This window comes from Melaminivora jejuensis (assembly GCF_017811175.1).
Lineage (GTDB): Bacteria > Pseudomonadota > Gammaproteobacteria > Burkholderiales > Burkholderiaceae_C > Melaminivora > Melaminivora jejuensis.
Genome location: NZ_JACWIJ010000002.1, coordinates 3,493,837 through 3,509,068, shown reverse-complemented (window position 1 = coordinate 3,509,068; position 15,232 = coordinate 3,493,837). Strand labels below are relative to the sequence as shown.

At 69.0% G+C, this 15,232-nt stretch carries 14 protein-coding genes and 2 pseudogenes; 9 read left to right on the top strand and 7 right to left on the bottom strand.

All coding sequences use genetic code 11. The features are described from left to right. Positions 1–185 precede the first annotated feature (185 nt). From IDM45_RS16415 to IDM45_RS16395, 6 genes are all read right to left on the bottom strand, one after another. Positions 186–566 (bottom strand): hypothetical protein, encoded by a 381-nt coding sequence (locus tag IDM45_RS16415; RefSeq protein WP_209423781.1) that lies wholly within the window; start codon positions 564–566, stop codon positions 186–188. 184 nt (positions 567–750) lie between these two features. Next, complete coding sequence (locus IDM45_RS16410) at positions 751–2,196, bottom strand: methyltransferase domain-containing protein (protein WP_209423780.1); 1,446 nt, start codon at positions 2,194–2,196, stop codon at positions 751–753. Continuing rightward, complete coding sequence (locus tag IDM45_RS18160; protein WP_325168992.1) at positions 2,193–2,552, bottom strand: Trm112 family protein; 360 nt, start codon at positions 2,550–2,552, stop codon at positions 2,193–2,195. Before IDM45_RS18160 ends, IDM45_RS16410 begins: the two co-directional genes overlap by 4 nt. Continuing rightward, positions 2,549–2,887, bottom strand: coding sequence for a glycosyltransferase family 2 protein (locus IDM45_RS16405; RefSeq protein ID WP_209423779.1), 339 nt, complete (start codon positions 2,885–2,887; stop codon positions 2,549–2,551). Before IDM45_RS16405 ends, IDM45_RS18160 begins: the two co-directional genes overlap by 4 nt. Next, positions 2,806–4,164 (bottom strand): glycosyltransferase family 2 protein, encoded by a 1,359-nt coding sequence (locus IDM45_RS16400; protein WP_209423778.1) that lies wholly within the window; start codon positions 4,162–4,164, stop codon positions 2,806–2,808. Before IDM45_RS16400 ends, IDM45_RS16405 begins: the two co-directional genes overlap by 82 nt. A gap of 11 nt (positions 4,165–4,175) precedes the next feature. Beyond that, on the bottom strand, positions 4,176–6,482 hold the full coding sequence (locus IDM45_RS16395; RefSeq protein ID WP_209423777.1) for a PIG-L family deacetylase: 2,307 nt from the start codon (positions 6,480–6,482) through the stop codon (positions 4,176–4,178). A 374-nt stretch (positions 6,483–6,856) separates the two neighbouring features. Here IDM45_RS16395 and IDM45_RS16390 point away from each other — a divergent pair, with 374 nt between their 5' ends. The 6 genes and pseudogenes from IDM45_RS16390 (at position 6,857) to IDM45_RS16365 (ending at position 11,938) form a co-directional block, all read left to right on the top strand. Further along, positions 6,857–8,461 carry a GspE/PulE family protein gene (locus IDM45_RS16390; protein ID WP_209423776.1) on the top strand — a complete coding sequence of 535 codons (1,605 nt, stop codon included), beginning with the start codon at positions 6,857–6,859 and terminating at the stop codon, positions 8,459–8,461. Further along, entirely contained in the window at positions 8,458–9,684 is a 1,227-nt protein-coding gene (locus IDM45_RS16385) for a type II secretion system F family protein (protein ID WP_209423775.1), read from the top strand. Before IDM45_RS16390 ends, IDM45_RS16385 begins: the two co-directional genes overlap by 4 nt. A gap of 23 nt (positions 9,685–9,707) precedes the next feature. Next, a pseudogene (gene gspG, locus IDM45_RS16380) lies at positions 9,708–10,144 on the top strand (type II secretion system major pseudopilin GspG). Positions 10,145–10,226: 82 nt separating this feature from the next. After that, positions 10,227–10,697, top strand: coding sequence for a prepilin-type N-terminal cleavage/methylation domain-containing protein (locus IDM45_RS16375; protein WP_209423774.1), 471 nt, complete (start codon positions 10,227–10,229; stop codon positions 10,695–10,697). Then, positions 10,678–10,815: pseudogene (locus IDM45_RS16370) on the top strand (prepilin-type N-terminal cleavage/methylation domain-containing protein); the annotation flags it as partial. The gene IDM45_RS16375 and the pseudogene IDM45_RS16370, both read left to right, overlap by 20 nt. Positions 10,816–11,260: 445 nt before the next feature. Continuing rightward, on the top strand, positions 11,261–11,938 hold the full coding sequence (locus tag IDM45_RS16365) for a PulJ/GspJ family protein (RefSeq protein WP_209423773.1): 678 nt from the start codon (positions 11,261–11,263) through the stop codon (positions 11,936–11,938). A gap of 155 nt (positions 11,939–12,093) precedes the next feature. On the opposite strand, the gene IDM45_RS18295 is transcribed toward IDM45_RS16365, so the two are convergent. Continuing rightward, complete coding sequence (locus tag IDM45_RS18295) at positions 12,094–13,122, bottom strand: hypothetical protein (protein WP_209423772.1); 1,029 nt, start codon at positions 13,120–13,122, stop codon at positions 12,094–12,096. A gap of 84 nt (positions 13,123–13,206) precedes the next feature. On the opposite strand from IDM45_RS18295, the gene IDM45_RS16355 reads away from it, so the two are divergent. Genes IDM45_RS16355 through IDM45_RS16345 form a run of 3 tightly spaced genes read left to right on the top strand, consistent with a single transcriptional unit; the run spans position 13,207 to position 15,213 of the window. Continuing rightward, positions 13,207–13,914, top strand: a complete 708-nt coding sequence (locus tag IDM45_RS16355) for a hypothetical protein (RefSeq protein WP_209423771.1) — start codon at positions 13,207–13,209, stop codon at positions 13,912–13,914. Between the two features lie 55 nt (positions 13,915–13,969). Next, complete coding sequence (locus IDM45_RS16350) at positions 13,970–14,590, top strand: hypothetical protein (protein ID WP_209423770.1); 621 nt, start codon at positions 13,970–13,972, stop codon at positions 14,588–14,590. Then, positions 14,587–15,213: a hypothetical protein gene (locus IDM45_RS16345; RefSeq protein WP_209423769.1), complete on the top strand. Its 627-nt coding sequence runs from the start codon at positions 14,587–14,589 to the stop codon at positions 15,211–15,213. Before IDM45_RS16350 ends, IDM45_RS16345 begins: the two co-directional genes overlap by 4 nt. The last annotated feature ends 19 nt before the right edge of the window (positions 15,214–15,232 follow it).

Here is a 15,232-nt window from a genome sequence, read left to right as displayed (position 1 = left end):
CAGCTTGCTGACAACGTAACAAGTCTACACCAGAAAAACAATCCAGCTGCTCGGGGCCAGCGATGCGCGAGGCACGGACTGTCGTCGAATAGTACCCAAAGTGCTCCAAGGCCACAACGAAATCGCTCGTACAACCTCGACAACAAGACAGACCCTGGACAATCTGTCGCCAGTTCGCAACATCATCATTGACGAATGCCGATCAACATCGGATCAGTCACCGTGTGTTGCCACTGCCTGCCATCGACCTGCTGCCAATGATCCTTTCTATATAGAGACTGCTGGCGTCCCTTGCGCGCTGGATCCTGCACACGAATGTGCAAAGTCAGTACGGCGGAGTCCTGCTCGAACTGCGCATCCACGACCTGGAGGGAGAGAACAGGCCAGGCCTTGCTGTGGTAAGCCGTGTAGAACTCTCTACTGGGCAGCTTGGTGGCGCTTTCCATGTCGAACAGATCGCTCCAACGCCTGTTGACATGCGCGCTCCAGTAAGCCTCGAACGCTGGCAGGAGCCCGGCGTCTGCAATGGCTTGACGGCCTGTTTCATCGACGTAATCGATCACCATGGCAGAGGTAGGGATCGCCTCTGCGGGATGCGCAGGTCTGGGCGCAGCATGTTCCACGCTGCTGCAACCTCCAACTGCCACAAGTGCTGCCAACAAGAAGGCTCTAGTCCGAAGAAGATTGATCATGTTCTTCACGTTTCATGACGTGTGTGAAAAATTCAGCTGCAAGCGCGGGTTCCACGCTTCATGAAAGGAGCAGCGGAGGATGCACCATCTGCCCGAACAGCACCTCTCCGATGTAAGCTCCCTGAACCTCTTGACCCCGAGTGCCCTGCGTTGTTGAATGGGTTGCATGAACGGCAAAGGCGAACTCTGCAGGATCGCCTGCTACCTGCCCATCCGCCGGCATGCAGTGACAGCGCATGGCAAGCCCCTGCTCATGCCGGCTGCCGCGTTCGAAGTCCGCCAGCACCACCGGGGTACCAGGCCGAGCGCGCAGCAGAGTGTAGATTGTTTGCAATGCGCGTTGGGCCAGTGTGGCGTTCTCGGGCAGGTTGATGAAATATTGCCCCCGGGCGGCGGCCTGGGCCTGCCGCAGGCGCTCACGACTGTCGGTGGAGTGGCTCGGCAGGCGGCGCACACGCCGGTCGAGCTGCAGGAAGTCCTGCAGCACGTTGCTCACCGTGACCGAGTGTCCCGAGTGCTCAATGACGATCAACTCCCAGCCCGTGTAACTCTGGTGGGTCAGCGAGAAAAAGGTCTCGATGAAGGAAGCTGCATCATCAGGGGCCACGATGATGCTGAAGAAAGGTGGCACCCCACCCGGCGAGGTGGCTGGTTTGGCGCTGCGCCAGCGGTGCATCCGGGCGCGCAACTCCAGCCACAGGCGCGGAGGCAGCAACAGCCGCACCAAGGCCTTCAGGGCAAAGCTCACCCGAGTCCGCAAGGCCAAAGAGGGCTGCAGGCGCACATCGACGTTGAAATAAGCCACCTGCGACAGATAGTTGCCCCGATCCACGGCGATGGTGCGCGCCTCGTGCAGTGCCTGCAACTGCTCGCGCAAGATGGCGATTTCCTGCCGTGCGACCTCTATTTGCCGGACATCTGCCATGCTGCCGCTGCTGCTAGCAGGGCTGCTCGCGCCGACTCCCATCACCCCAGGATCCGCCAGCTTGGCCGGGTTGCGTCCCTGGACGGAGACGCCGGCGGCCAGGGTGCGCAGCTCATGCGCCGGCAGCGCGTCGAGCGCCTCCAGCAGGACGGCATCTTCCGCCCCCGCAGAGCCAGCAGCCAGCATTTCGAGGGCCACCCGCACGCGCCCCAGGGAGGCATCCTGGGCAATGGCCGACTGCCGCTTGTCAAGCCGATCCAGATAGACGCTCAGGAACCAGCTCAATGCCCACTTCGGATGCTGGTAGGACGCAACCCCGCTCCACTCGATGTCGAACTCCCGGAACCAGTGCCGCAGGCCGGTTTCGGTGGCGTTGTAGAAGTGGTGCGGATAGCCGTGCTCGGGCTGCAGGAAGGCGGTGTCGATGCGCAGCGTGCCGTGCGGCTGCAGCACGCGGCGGATCTCGCCGGCTGCCGCCTCGGGGTATTGCAGGTGCTCGAAGACGGCCTGGCTGATGACGGCGCTGAAGGCGTTGTCCTTGAAGGGCAGGCAGTCGGCGGTGGCCACGACGTCGGTCATGGGGTAGCGGAAGATATCCACCTGCAAGACATTGTCCGCACTGTGCAGCTTGCCTCCTGCACCCAGATCGAGCACCCAGCCATCGCTGTGCCGGGCAATGATGTCCAGCGCCTCGGGCTGTAGGGGTGGCGCGAAACTGGGTCGTCAGTGTCGGCGCTGCCCACTCCCGGCTCTTGCATGGCCGCCGGCAGCAGGATGGGGACACCGTCGCGCACAGGGTAGCTGGCCTCGCAGGAGGTGCATTCCAGGATGTGCGGGCGTCCCTGACGCAGAGGGGCGCGGCAGGCTGGACAGGCCAGCAGCGGCAGGATGCGCGCCAGACGCGCCAGTCTGGTAGTCTGCACTCCCTCGGTCATTGCGCACCCAGTTGCTCAAGGTTGACGCTGGGCGGCCAGGCCAGCGAGAAGTCTTCTGCATGGGCCGTCAGGTTGGGGCTGTAGCAGGGGTCGCGGGCGATCAGGGCGGCCCAGCGCGACTGCAGGGTGTCGATCTCGCCCTTGAAGCGCTGTTGCTTTTCCGGCGTGTCCTCGTAGCCGCGCGTGACGGATTCGTGGTGGATCAGCTCAGCGTAGGGTGTCCAGTGGTTGCGATAGCCGGCCTGATGCACCTTCAGGCAGAAGTCCACGTCGTTGAAGGCCACGGCCAGGCTTTCGTCCAGCCCGCCCACTTCGTCATAGATGCTGCGGCGCACCAGCAGGCAGGCGGCGGTGACGGCAACGAAGTCCTGCGCCAGCACGGCGCGGCCCATGTAGCCATGTTGGCCTCTGTGCAGCAGCTTGTGCCCGTGGCCGGCCACGCCGCAGACCATGATGACGCCGGCGTGCTGCACGCGCCCATCCGGATACCACAGGCGCGCGCCGACACAGCCCACGCCCGGCTCCATGGCCGGGCCGACCATCTCGTCGAGCCATTCGGGTGGGTGATCTCGATATCGTTGTTCATCAACAGCACGAACTCGCCCCGGGCGGCTTGCTGCACGGCGCGGTTGTTCAGTGCGGAGAAGTTGAACGGGCTGTCGTCGCGCTGCACGCGGATCTGGCCGCTGCGGCTGCGCTCGGCCAGCAGCTCCAGCGTCGCTGGCTCGTCGCTGCCGTTGTCCACCACGATGACTTCATAGTGGGGATAGGCAGTCTGGCGCAGGCTGTCCAGGCACTGGCGCAGGATGGCGTGGCCGTTGCGCGTCGGGATGACGATGCTGACCAGCGGCGCGGGCTGCGGGCGCTGCCAGGTCACGCGGTACATGCCCGGGGCTTCGGCGGCCTCGATGATGTCGCCCGACAGCCCCCGGCGCTGCAGGTGTTCGCGCAGCGCGCGCTGGCCGGCTTTGAAGGCATAGGATTTGTTGCCGTGGCCGGATGCCGTGCTGCCCACCGCCGTGCGCCAGTGGTAGAGGATGCGCGGGATGTGGATGACGGCCTCGCGCGGCACGGCGTCGATGGCACGCAGCACCATGTCGTAGTCCTGCGCGCCCTCGAAGCCCTTGCGCAGCCCGCCCAGCTCGCGCATCAGGGCGTGCTGATAGACGGCGAAATGGCACATGTAGTTGTGCGAGCGCAGCAGGCCCAGGTTGAAGTCGGGCTTGAAATAGGGGTCGAAGCGCCGGCCCTGGCCGTCGATCTTGTCCTCGTCCGAGTACAGCACGCGCGCCTGCGGGTGCTGCTGCAGCGCCTGCGCCACACTCAGCAGGGTGTGCGGGCGCAGTTCGTCGTCCTGGTCGAGGAAGGCAATCCAGTCGCCCTGCGCCAGGGCGATGGCGGTGTTGCTGGCCGCCGAGATGTGCTGGTTGTGCTCGTGGAAGGCCAGGCGGATGCGCGGCTCCTCGGCGGCCTGGGCGCGCAGCAGCTCGCGCGTGCGCTCATCGGGCGAGGTGTCGTCGCAGATGCACAGCTCCCAGTGCGGATAGACCTGGGCGCGCACCGAGGCGATGGCGCGCAGCAGATCGTCGTCCTGTGGGCCATAGACCGGCATGATGATGGAGATCAGGGCCGGGCAGAGAGTTGTTCGTACTGGCGCTGCAGCAGGGCCAGCTCCTCAGCCCCCAGGGTGTCGTGGGCAACGACCCAGGCGGCGTAGTCGCGGGACGACGGCACTGGCGCCGCAGCGGTACCGCCACTGGCGCCCAGTCCCGCAGGTCTGTGCGCCGCAGGCTGAAGAATGCGCTGCACGCGCAGGCGCACGCCTGCCAGCCCTTCGTTGCGCCAGACTTGCAGGGTGCGGCTGGCCAAGGCCCTAAAACCCATGCCGCGATTGCGCGCCGTCCGCACAGCACGCGCGCCACGGATGGCTTGCCGCATTGGCTTCGTCCAACGCCAGGAGCGGCTAGCCAGCAATGCCGACATCTCCTGCTGCAAGCCGCCATTTTGCAAATGGGTGGTATCCAGCGCCTGCTGCGTCCTAGTCAGTGACGCCTGCAGGTTGTTCGCGTGCTCACGCGTCAGGCGCAACTCTTCCTGCAAGGCGGCAGAAAGGCTTTGCGCCTTCTCACGCTGGACATGCTCCTCGGCCCAGGCGGCCTTGGTGGCAGCCTGTTCAGCCCAGGCACGCCGCAAGTCCTGGAGGCTTTCATCACGCCCAGCGCAGGCCTGATCGTGCGCCTGGCGCAGTTGGTGAGCATCCTGGCGCGCCTGGTCGGCGGCCTGCTGGGCGTCCAGCGCCGCGCGCTGCTGCTTGTTCAGCTGTTGTAGCAACTCCTGCTGTTCACGCCCACTGCGGCCCAGCTGGCGCAACAGGGCGCGGCGCTCCACGGCGCGGCCTATCAATTCCGAGAAGGTCTGCGGCGCCTGCAAGACCTGCCACTTGGCATACAGCTGCGCCGTGGCGTTGCGCGAGCGCTGCGGATCGGTCTGCACCCCCTCGCCCGACCCCGCCTGGATGCGATAGGCCGCCGACACGCCCGGCACGAAGCCAAAGGGCGTGCGCTGCTCGACCTGCAGCCAGAAGTCCCAGTCCTCGTACAGATCGAAGGCCGGATCGAAGGCGCAGCCCTCGTCCAACAGGGCGCGCTGGAACAGCACGCTGTGGATGGGCAGGAAGTTGCCGTAGCGCAGCTCGCCCTCGGCATACGGGAAGTCGAAGATCTCGCCCTGCGGCTGGCCAGTCTCATCGACGCACTCGATGGCCGTGTGCATGGCCCGGAAAGCCGGACTGCGCCGGCTGGCCAGCACCAGCTTGGCGATGTGGTCGGGGTAGAACCAGTCGTCGTCGTCCAGGAAGATCAGGTACTCGCCCCGCGCCGCACGCAGGCCGGCGTTGGCGGCCTCGGCGCGCGGCAGGCGCTGGCCGGTGGAGACGCGCTGCACGGGCACGCTCAGGCCTTGCAGATCGGCGCCGGGCAGGCCATCGCCAGCAGCGTCCACCAAGACAATCTCCAGATGGCTGTAGGTCTGCAGGGCAATCGACGATAGCGTCTGCGCCAGCGTGGGCCGGCCCATGCTGCGCACGATGACCGACACCAGCGGCGCATCCTGCGGCAGCACGGCAACGCCGCGCGCCAGCAGCCGTTCGCGCTCGTTCTCGATCAGCAGACGGCCGCCGGAGTGCAGCTGCTGCGCCGACACACATTCGAAGGCCTCGGCCTGCGCCGCTGCCGGGTGCAGCGTCAGGGCGCGGAAGCGGTTCAGCGCGCCGATGAAGCTGGCGTAGGGCAGGTTGGCTTCCTGGCTGGCGAAGGCCTGCATGGCGGCCTGCTTGGCCTGCCAGACGGGCGAGATGTCCACCAGCCGGTTCGGACGCAGCGGGGCGCTGACTTCATATAGGTACAGGGTCGGTGCGCCACCGCCCACTGCGGTATCCGCAGTGCCTGCAGCGCCCAGACGCCGCACGGTCTCCAGCGCGGCCAGGCAGGTGGCGCGGTGGTCGGGGTGCAGCTCCCAGGGCGAAGGGGCGTAGATCACGTCGGCCTGCAGCTCGGCCACGGTGTCCAGCATTCGCTGCACCAGCGCTTCGTCGTAGTGGACGCTGCGATCGGCCAGCCCCCAGCAGACCGGGGGCGCCAGTCCCAGCAACTGCGCGGCCTGGCGGCTTTCCTGCAGGCGCGTGGCGGCGTAATCGGCACCGGCGCCTGGCTGTTCCTCGCCCTGTTGGTCGCTCTCCTGATGGCCTTCCTGGTGGCCGCCATCGGTCAGCAGCACCACATGCACCGGGTGCCCGGCACGCACATGCAGCGCCAGCGCGCCGCCGCAGCCAAAAATCTCATCGTCCGGATGGGGCGCGAACACCAGGACGGCGCGCGCTGCAGGCACCGGGCTGGCCTGATAGGGGGTGATATCTGCCTCGCTGATGTGCATGGCGTATGGAATGCGGACGAATGCCGGGGCTGCGGGCAGGCAAGAAAAGCAACGGGCTGCAAGCGCAGCCCTGCAAGCATGGAGCCGGAATGCACGAGCCGGGCTGGCGCTGCAGCGCCGCCTGGGCCTCTCGCCGCACCGCCTGCCGTGGGTGCGCGCCGCCTTGACGTAAACCCGCAATTCTACTGTTGACACCGCGTCTCCTTATCTGGACGTGCAGCATGGGGCTGGCAGCCGGTGGCGTGATCGCTACAATGCCCGGCTGCCCGAGAGCGAGGGGCGGCGAGCGGCTTTCTTTTTGCCGCCATTGCCTCTTCAGGCCCTGCCAGTACCGCTGCTGGCCCAGCTGCCCGCCCCGGTGCGGCCCACGGAAATTGCATCCACCCCATGAGCGCCCTGCCCCCGACGCCCAAGTCAACACCCAGGAGACTGAGCTGCTGGCGCAGTTCTCGCGCCACCTGCACGCGCCGCTGCTCAACACCATGGGCCACCCCCTGGCCAGCATCACTGCCGTGCCCGGCCTGTCGCCGGTGTTCCTGCGCACGCACGGCCTGCTGCCGCTGCAGGTCACACCAGACGCCGCCCATGTGGCCGCCGCCGTGCCGGTGCCGATGGCGGCGCTGGACGCCCTGCGTCAGTTCTTCCCGGTGCCGCTGCAGCTGTCGCTGGCGCCGCGCGAGTGGATCGCCTCGGGCCTGGAGCAGGCCTACCGCGCCGATGCCCTGGACGCGCTGGCCTTCGAGGCACAGGACGATGGCAGCGGCGATGCCGACGATGACCTGGAAACCCTCAAGGCGCTGGCCGAGGATGCCCCCGTCGTGCGCCTGGTGCAGTCGCTGCTGCTGCGCGCCGTCGAAAGCCGCGCTTCCGACCTGCACCTGGAGGTGTCGCAGCAGCGCTTTCGCGTGCGCTACCGCATCGACGGCGTGCTGTTCGATGCCGAGTCACCCCCTCGGCGCATGTACACCCCGGCGATCTCGCACCTGAAGCTGCGCGCGCGCATGAACATCGCCGAGCGCCGCCTGCCTCAGGACGGACGGATGCAGGCCGAGCTGGCCGGGCGGCAGATCGACATGCGCGTGTCCACCGTGCCCACGGCGCACGGCGAAAGCATGGTCATCCGCCTGCTCGATCAGGGGCCGGGGCTGATGAGCCTGGAGGCACTGGGCCTGGCGCCCGACCATCTGGCAGCGCTCGAAGAAGCCATCACCCAGCCGCACGGCATGATCCTGGTCACCGGGCCGACGGGCAGCGGCAAGACCAGCACGCTGTATGCGGCCCTCAGCCGCGTCAACCAGCCGGAAAACAAGATCATCACCGTCGAAGACCCGGTGGAGTACCAGATCGACGGCATCAACCAGATCCAGGTCAAGCCGCAGATCGAGCTGACCTTTGCCAGCGCGCTGCGCTCCATCGTGCGCCAGGATCCGGACATCATCATGGTCGGCGAAATCCGCGACCAGGAGACGGCGGAAATCTCCATCCAGTCGGCCTTGACCGGGCACCTGGTGCTATCGACCTTGCACACCAACGACTCCTTCGGCGCGCCGCACCGGCTGATGGACATGGGCGTGGAGAGCTATCTGATCGCCTCCTCGGTCGTGCTGATCATTGCCCAGCGCCTGGTGCGCGTGATCTGCCCGCACTGCAAGGAGGCCACCGCCCCCACCGAGGCCGATCGCCTGTTCATGGCCGAGGAAGGGGTGGATGCCAGCGCGGTGTTGCAGTTGTTCCATGGCCGGGGCTGCCACCACTGCGGCCAGTCGGGCTACATCGGGCGCTCGGGCATCTACGAGATGCTGCCCATGAGCACGGCCATCAAGGAAGCCATCATCAAGAAGCTGCCCGCCGAGGGCGTGCGCCGCGTGGCCCTGCAGGAGGGCGTGCGCACCATGCGCGCCGACGGCATCCGCAAGGTGCTGGACGGCGTGACCACGCTGGAGGAGCTGGCGCGCGTGACCCGCCAGGAGCTGGCATGAGGCCACGCCCGCGGGCCGATGCCGCCGGCCTGTCCAGCGCCGCGCCAGCCCATGCGCCGACGAGCCTGCCAACGCAGGGGCCTGTGAGGACGCCCGCCCAGGCAGCAGCGGCGAGTGCCATCCCGGCAGCTGCGCCGCCGTCCACCGGCAGCCCGGCGCTGGGCCTGGGCGCCAGCAGCGCGCGCCGGCGCGTGGCCATGAAGCATGTGCTGGCCATGACCGAGCAGCTGCTGACCCTGCTGGACGCCGGCCTGCCGCTCGACCGCGCGCTGCACATCGCCCAGGGCACCATCGAGCAGCCGCAGTTTCGCGCCGTGATGCAGGAGGTAGTGCTGGACGTGGAAAAGGGCAACACCCTGGGCGACGCCTTCCAGCGCCACCCCAAGGTCTTTCCGCGCCTGTACGTGAACATGGTGCGCGCCGGCGAGGAAGGCGGCGTGCTGCCCGTGGTCATGCACCGGCTGGTGGAGTTCTACACGCGCAGCATGGAGTTCCGCTCGTTCCTGCTGACCTCCTCCATCTACCCGGTGGTGCTGTTCATCTTTGGCGTCTGTGCGCTGCTGGGCCTGACGGTGTTCGTCCTGCCCAAGTTCGGCCAGATCTTTGCCGACATGAACCAGTCGCTGCCACTGCCGGCGGCGGTGCTCATCAGCACCGGCAACTTCCTGAAGACCTATGGCGCGCCGCTGCTGGCGCTGCTGGCGCTGGCCGGCTTCGGCTTTGCCTATGCGCTGCGCGACGAGGTCTGGCGCGAGCGCTGGCAGCTGGCCTTGCTGCGCCTGCCGGTGCTGGGGCCGCTGCTGCTGAAAGTGCAGCTGGCGCACATCTGCCGCACCTGGGGAACTCTGCTGGCCAGCGGCGTTCCGATACTGACTGGAATGCGCATCGTGCGCGAGCTGACCGACCACATCCCGCTGCGCCGTGCGCTCGACCGCCTGGTGCGGGCCGTGCAGGAAGGCAAGGGCGTGGCTGCCCCGGTGCGCGCCGACCCGCTGTTTCCGCGCCTGCTGGGCCAGCTGGCCACGGTGGGCGAGGAAGCCGGCTCGCTCGACAGCATGTTGATCCGCGTGGCCGACCAGTACGAAAAGGACATCCAGAAAGCCACGCGCAGCCTGGTGGCGCTGTTCGAGCCGGTCATGATCCTGGTCATGGGCGGCCTGATCGGCGGCATCGTGATTTCCATGCTGACGGCGATTTTTTCGATCAACGACATGCCCCTGTAGGGCGCCACGAAAGCCTATCCCTCATGAAACCCACCCGCCTGCCGCGCCGCGCGCGCGGCTTCACCCTGATCGAGCTGCTGATCGTCATGGTCATCCTGGGCCTGCTGGCCTCGCTGGTCGGCCCGCGCCTGTTCGGCCAGCTCGACGCCTCCAAGGTCAAGGCCGCACGCACGCAGATCGAGATGGCCGGCGCAGCGCTGGACACCTATCGCCTGGACATGTCGCGCTACCCCAGCACGCAGGAAGGCCTGGCCGCGCTGTCGGAGAAACCCGCCGACGCGGCGGATGCCGCCAAGTGGCGCGGCCCCTACCTGAAAAAGCGCGTGGACAAAGACCCTGGGGCAACAGCTATGTCTATAAGGCGCCGGGCGAGAAGGCCGACTACGAGCTGTCCTCGCTGGGCGCGGACGGCAAGGAAGGCGGCAGCGGCGACGCCGCCGACATCCACAGCTGGGAATGAGGCGCTGGCGCCAACCCGGCCCCGGCCTGCCAGCCCCTGGCAACCCCTGCCTCACAACCCCTGATCCATTGCGGCGGTGCGCATGAACTCCCGGAAGCGGGCGGCGGCAGGCTTTACCCTGCTGGAGCTGCTGCTGGTGCTGGTGCTGGTGGGCATCGGCACCGGGCTGGCGATCGCCTCGGTCGATCGCCTGAGCGCGCGTATGCAGGAGCGCCAGTGGCTTGACCGTACGCAACAGCAGCTCAAGCGCCTGCGCAACAAGGCCGTGCTGGGCGGCCAGCCCATCACCGGCGTGCTCGACTTCGACCGGGGCACGCTGGCCGGCCCGGGCATGGCGGCGCTGACGCTGCCGCCGGGCTACCAGTGGCGCAGCGTGCCCGAGGTCGAGCTGGACGAGGGCGCCACCTTGGAGTTGCGCTTCCTGCCCGATGGCACGCTGCGCCGCGACACTGCATTCGCCCTGCTGACCCCTTCCGGCCAGCGCCAGGAATTCCATCTGCGCGCCCTGAGCGGGCGCATCGAGAGGCTGCAAGTTGCCGCAGCCACACCCTGAACGCCGCCGCGCCCGCCAGCGCCGCCGCCACCGCCCCCTCCAGCAGCACTGCCAGCAGCAGGGCTTCACGCTGCTGGAGGTGCTGGTGGCCATGACGCTGGTCGGCCTCGGCCTGGCGCTGGCCTTCACCGCCATGTCGGGCAGCGCACGCACCGAGGAGCGCCTGGCCGTACACAGCGCCGCCCTGCAGCTGGCACGCGCCAAGCTGGACGAGGCGCTGTCGCAGCCCGACTTCCAGGTCGCCGCCGACCCGGGCGAGGAACACTACGCCGGCCATGACTTCGGCTACCGGCTGCGCCTGACGCCGGTGCCGCTGCTCACCGAGGCGCAAAGCGCCGCACTGCCGAGCTTTGCCGGCAAGCTCGAACGCCTCGAGATCGAAGTCTTCTGGGGGCCAAAGGGGGCGCAGCAGTCCTATCAGCTGGCCACGCTGCGCGCCAACCTGCCGCCGGCGCCGCCCCCCGGCCCGGGCAGCCAGGGCAGCCAGGACAGGCCCCGGGCCAGAGCGCCAATCCGGGGCAGCCGCCGGCCCTCCAGCCGGGCACGCTGCGATGAGAGCCGCCATGCACAGGCCGCCCCGGCAGTGCGCGCTGCCTGCCCCGTCCTCTCCGTCCGCACGGACGGCACCGCCGTTGCCGCTCGCCGGGCGGCAGTGCGGCTTCACCCTGCTGGAGCTGATCGTCGCCCTGGCCATTGCCTCGCTGGTGGCGCTAATGGGCGCGTCTGCGCTGTCCGGGATGCTGGATTTCCAGCACCGCAGCGCCCAGCGCAGCGAGGCGCGCGAGGAAGTGCGCGCCGCCGAGCGCATCATCCGCCACGAGTGGCAGGGCCGGGGGCCGGCCATCCAGTCCGACGGGCAGATGCTGGAGTTCGACACCGCCCATCCGCTGTCGGACATCGGCGCCCCGGTCGGGGTGGCGCGCGTGCGCCTGGCCTGCGAGACCAGCGAAGACGGCGTGCTGGAGCTGTCGCACGCCCTGATCCCGCTGGACGCGCCGGTGCGCCCCGGCGCGGCGCAACCGGCTTGGCAGGGCCGCCAGGTGCTGGCCACGGGCCTGCAGGTCTGCGCCTTTTCCCTGCTGGCCCAGGTGCCCGAAGCCGATGGCAAGACCTATCCCAAGTGGGTCACGCGCTGGGACGACAAGACGCCCGCCCCACAGCTCATGCGCCTGGCCCTGTCCGGCCTGCGCCCGGACATGCCGCCGGTGGTCTATGCAGCGCGCAGTGGAGGCAAGCGCTGATGCTGCACACCAAAATATCAGTCAAATATCGCTTAAACCCTTGCTGGACAAGCGGTGACAGCTATCAAAGAGATAGTTTGTTGAGTGTTGGACATGAGGGCCAGCAACGTTGGGACGGGGATACCCAGGAGGAGCGCTGCGCCCGAACTGCCCCCTCACCCCAGCCCTCTCCTCCAAGGGGGCGAGGGGGCAACGCCGCCAGCGCCGCCTGCCCTTCCCGGCCCCCTCTCCCGCGTGCGGGAGAGGGCTGGGGTGAGGGGGCCAAAGCTGGGCGCAGCGCCCGCAAGGAACACGGCTACGTCCTGCTCTTCGTCCTCGGCCTGCTGGCCGTGGTGGCCACGCTGGTGCTGGGCGCCAGCGTCAACCTGCGCCTGGACACCCAGCTGCTGGCGCGCGAGAAGGCCCGCCTGCAGGAGCACTACGCCCTGGAGGGCGCCGCCCAATACGCCGCGCTGCAGCTGGGCATCAGCCAGGCCGTGCAGGCGCTGCGCCTCGACCCGCGCGACCCCAGGCTGCGCGACTGGCCGCTGTGGCAGGCCGACGGCAGCGAGCACCAGGTCGATGTCGCCGGCACTGCCGTGGCCGTGCAGCTGCACAACGCCACCGGCCTGCCCGACGCCAACATCCTGACCGAGCCGCAATGGCAGCGCCTGCTGCTGCTGGCCGGCGTGCCGCGCGAGGAGGAGGCCAAGCAACTCGCCTCCGGCCTGCTGCTGCTGCGCGAGCAGTTGCGCAACGTGCGCGGGCGCACCGGCTTTGCCAGCCTGCAAGAGCTGCTGCAGTGGCCGACTCTGCCCCCGGCCGTGGCCTACGGCGACCCGGCCAAGGGCCGGCCCGGCCTGGCCGAGCTGGTCGTGGTCGGCAACGGCAACCAGCGCGTCGATCTGGATCACACGCCGCTGCCCCTGCTCAAGGCGCTGGGCAGCAACGTCACCGACGAGCACCTGAAAATCCTCACCGCCTGGCGCAGCGCCGGCCCGGTGAACGCCCAGCAGGCCCAGCAATGGCTGCAGGGCACGGGCCTGACCGCCCACTCCCCCGCCGCCGCCCCCAGCGCCGTGCTGGCCCGCCTGCAGCTGGCCGGCACCGGCCCGCAGGCACCAGCGCTGCTGGCCCTGATTGCCGGCGAAAATGGCAGCTTTTCCGTCCTCGACCGCTGGAGCGCCAGCGATCCGCCCGGGCACTGAGCCGCTGGAGCATTTGCACTGCCCAGGTCATCCAGCCCGACTCCTTTCCCGTTCTCCCCTCTTTCCCTGGCACCGCCCTTCATGCGCCTTCGCACGTTTTCCGACACCCCCGGACACCAGCTGGTGCTGTCGCTGACCCCCGAGAGCCTGCACCTGCTGCACCTGCAGCGCAGCGCCCTGGGCTGGCGCCGGGTACACCAGGAGCAGCGTCCCCTGCCCGCTGGCGACACCTTCCTGGCCGAGCTGCAGACGCAGTTGCAGCAGTGCGTGCAGCAGTGGCGCCTGCCGCCGCTCACGCGCGCGCACTGGGTGCTGGCCGGCGACATCCTGGGCCTGACGGCCCCGGCCCAGCCCGGCACCCCGGCCAGCGCCCTGCTGCCCTTTGCCGCCGCCGACATCCGCAGCCAGCCCGACCTGTTCGCCCGCAGCGAGCACCCGGCGCTGCTGTGGATCCACCGGGACTGGCTGGCCGAGATCGAGCGCATCAGCGAGCAATGCGGCCTGCAGCTGGTCGAGCTGTACGCCCGCGCCCAGTTGCTGCAGCGCGAAGCTGCGCGCGCCGGCAGTGCGCTGACCGTGGTGCTGGAGCCGGCCAGCGCGCCGACTGCCGAGCCGGCCAGCGCCCCGCCCCCGGCCTGCTGCACATCTACGGCCCGGGCGGCGCGCTGCTGCGCTCGCGCGTGCTGGAGGGCAGCGAGCGCAGCAGCGCCCTGGCCGACGTGCTGCAGGCCGAGCTGGCCGCCCTGCCCGGCCCGCCGCCGCACGAGGGCGCGCCGGCCCAGCTGCTGAGCGCCAGCCAGCCCCGGGCGACTGGCCGAACCTGCGCTGGCGGGCGCTGGCCGCCTTGAGCGAGGGCGAGCGCCTGTGGCGCCTGTGGCGCTCCGACCTGGAGGGCATCGTCGTGCGCGCCACGCACGAGGAGCTGTCGGGCAAGCTCAAGGCGCTCAGCGTGGCCCTGGGCATCCTGGGTACGCTGGCGCTGGGCGCCATGATCTGGCACGACGGCCAGCTGCAGCAGCAGATCGACGAAGACAGCGCCGACGTGCGCCGCGATGCACCGCGCGTGGCGGCAGCGCAGGCGCTCAAGCAGCGCACGCTGCACATGGCCGACAGCGTGCAGGCCTTCGAGGCGCTGCAGCAGGGCGGCAGCGCGCTGGACGGCCTGGCGCTGCTGACGCGCCAGTTCCCGCCGCCGCCGGCCACACTGCTGTATGTGCGCGCCGAGCCCGGCGCCCTGGCCTTTGCCGGCAGCGGCGACGAGGCCAGCGTGCAGGCCCTGCGCGAACGTGGCCTGCCCGGCTACGGCCCGCTGCAGGATCTGCCGGTGCCGGACTTCCTGGCCGACAGCAACCCCGCCATCCACCTGCAAACGCAGAAACTGCCGCCGCAGCCGCCAGCAGACACAGCCGCACCGGCAGCCGCAGCGGCGCTCGCTCCCGAACTCCAAAGGCCGCCCGCCCCATGAAACGCGACCTGAAACGCTTTTACCGCCAGCACGGCATCCGCCTGTTCGCCCTGCCGCTGGTCGTCGTGCTGCTGCTGGCCGTGCTGGCCGACCAATATTTGGGCAGCTATCTGGAGCACCGCGAGGAAGCCGCCGACCTGCAGGCCCAGCGCGAGCGCCAGCGCGAAATCCTGCGCCTGGACGCCAAGGTGCGGCGCAGCAACGAGGCGCTGGCTGCCAGCCACGCCAGTGCCGCCGCGCGCATGTACATCCAGCCCGACGCCGGCGCTGCCCAGGCCGCCCTGCAGTCCGACCTGGGCAGCCTGCTGCGCTCGCTTTACATGGAGAATGTCGAGTTTTTCGAGCCGCTGGCCACGCCCAAGGGTGCGGCCAGCCGCATCGAGGTCAGCGCCCGCTTCACCGCCGTGCCGCAGCAACTGCCGCGCCTGCAGTCGGCGCTGGCCAGCGCACCGCGCCTGGCGCAGGTGCAGTTGCTGGAGCTGCGCGTCGTGCCCGATCCGGTGCGCGCCAGCCAGCAACTGGCCGTGGTGGCCCGCTTTGCCGCCGTGCAGGCCGCGTCCCTGCCTGAAGCCCAGGAGCAGGCCGGCGCCGCCACCAGCAGCGCCCGCTCCGCCAAGCCCTGACCGCGCCACCCGCGCCACC

Excerpts from the sequence above, each read along its gene's own strand:
- IDM45_RS16365 (WP_209423773.1), top strand. The coding sequence starts at position 11,261 with ATGCACAGGCCGCCCCGGCAGTGCGCGCTGCCTGCCCCGTCCTCTCCG.
- IDM45_RS16400 (WP_209423778.1), bottom strand. The coding sequence starts at position 4,164 with ATGCCGGTCTATGGCCCACAGGACGACGATCTGCTGCGCGCCATCGCC.
- IDM45_RS16355 (WP_209423771.1), top strand. The coding sequence starts at position 13,207 with ATGCGCCTTCGCACGTTTTCCGACACCCCCGGACACCAGCTGGTGCTG.
- IDM45_RS16395 (WP_209423777.1), bottom strand. The coding sequence starts at position 6,482 with ATGCACATCAGCGAGGCAGATATCACCCCCTATCAGGCCAGCCCGGTG.
- IDM45_RS16415 (WP_209423781.1), bottom strand. The coding sequence starts at position 566 with ATGGTGATCGATTACGTCGATGAAACAGGCCGTCAAGCCATTGCAGAC.
- IDM45_RS16410 (WP_209423780.1), bottom strand. The coding sequence starts at position 2,196 with ATGACCGACGTCGTGGCCACCGCCGACTGCCTGCCCTTCAAGGACAAC.
- IDM45_RS16375 (WP_209423774.1), top strand. The coding sequence starts at position 10,227 with ATGAACTCCCGGAAGCGGGCGGCGGCAGGCTTTACCCTGCTGGAGCTG.
- IDM45_RS16385 (WP_209423775.1), top strand. The coding sequence starts at position 8,458 with ATGAGGCCACGCCCGCGGGCCGATGCCGCCGGCCTGTCCAGCGCCGCG.
- IDM45_RS16345 (WP_209423769.1), top strand. The coding sequence starts at position 14,587 with ATGAAACGCGACCTGAAACGCTTTTACCGCCAGCACGGCATCCGCCTG.
- IDM45_RS18160 (WP_325168992.1), bottom strand. The coding sequence starts at position 2,552 with ATGACCGAGGGAGTGCAGACTACCAGACTGGCGCGTCTGGCGCGCATC.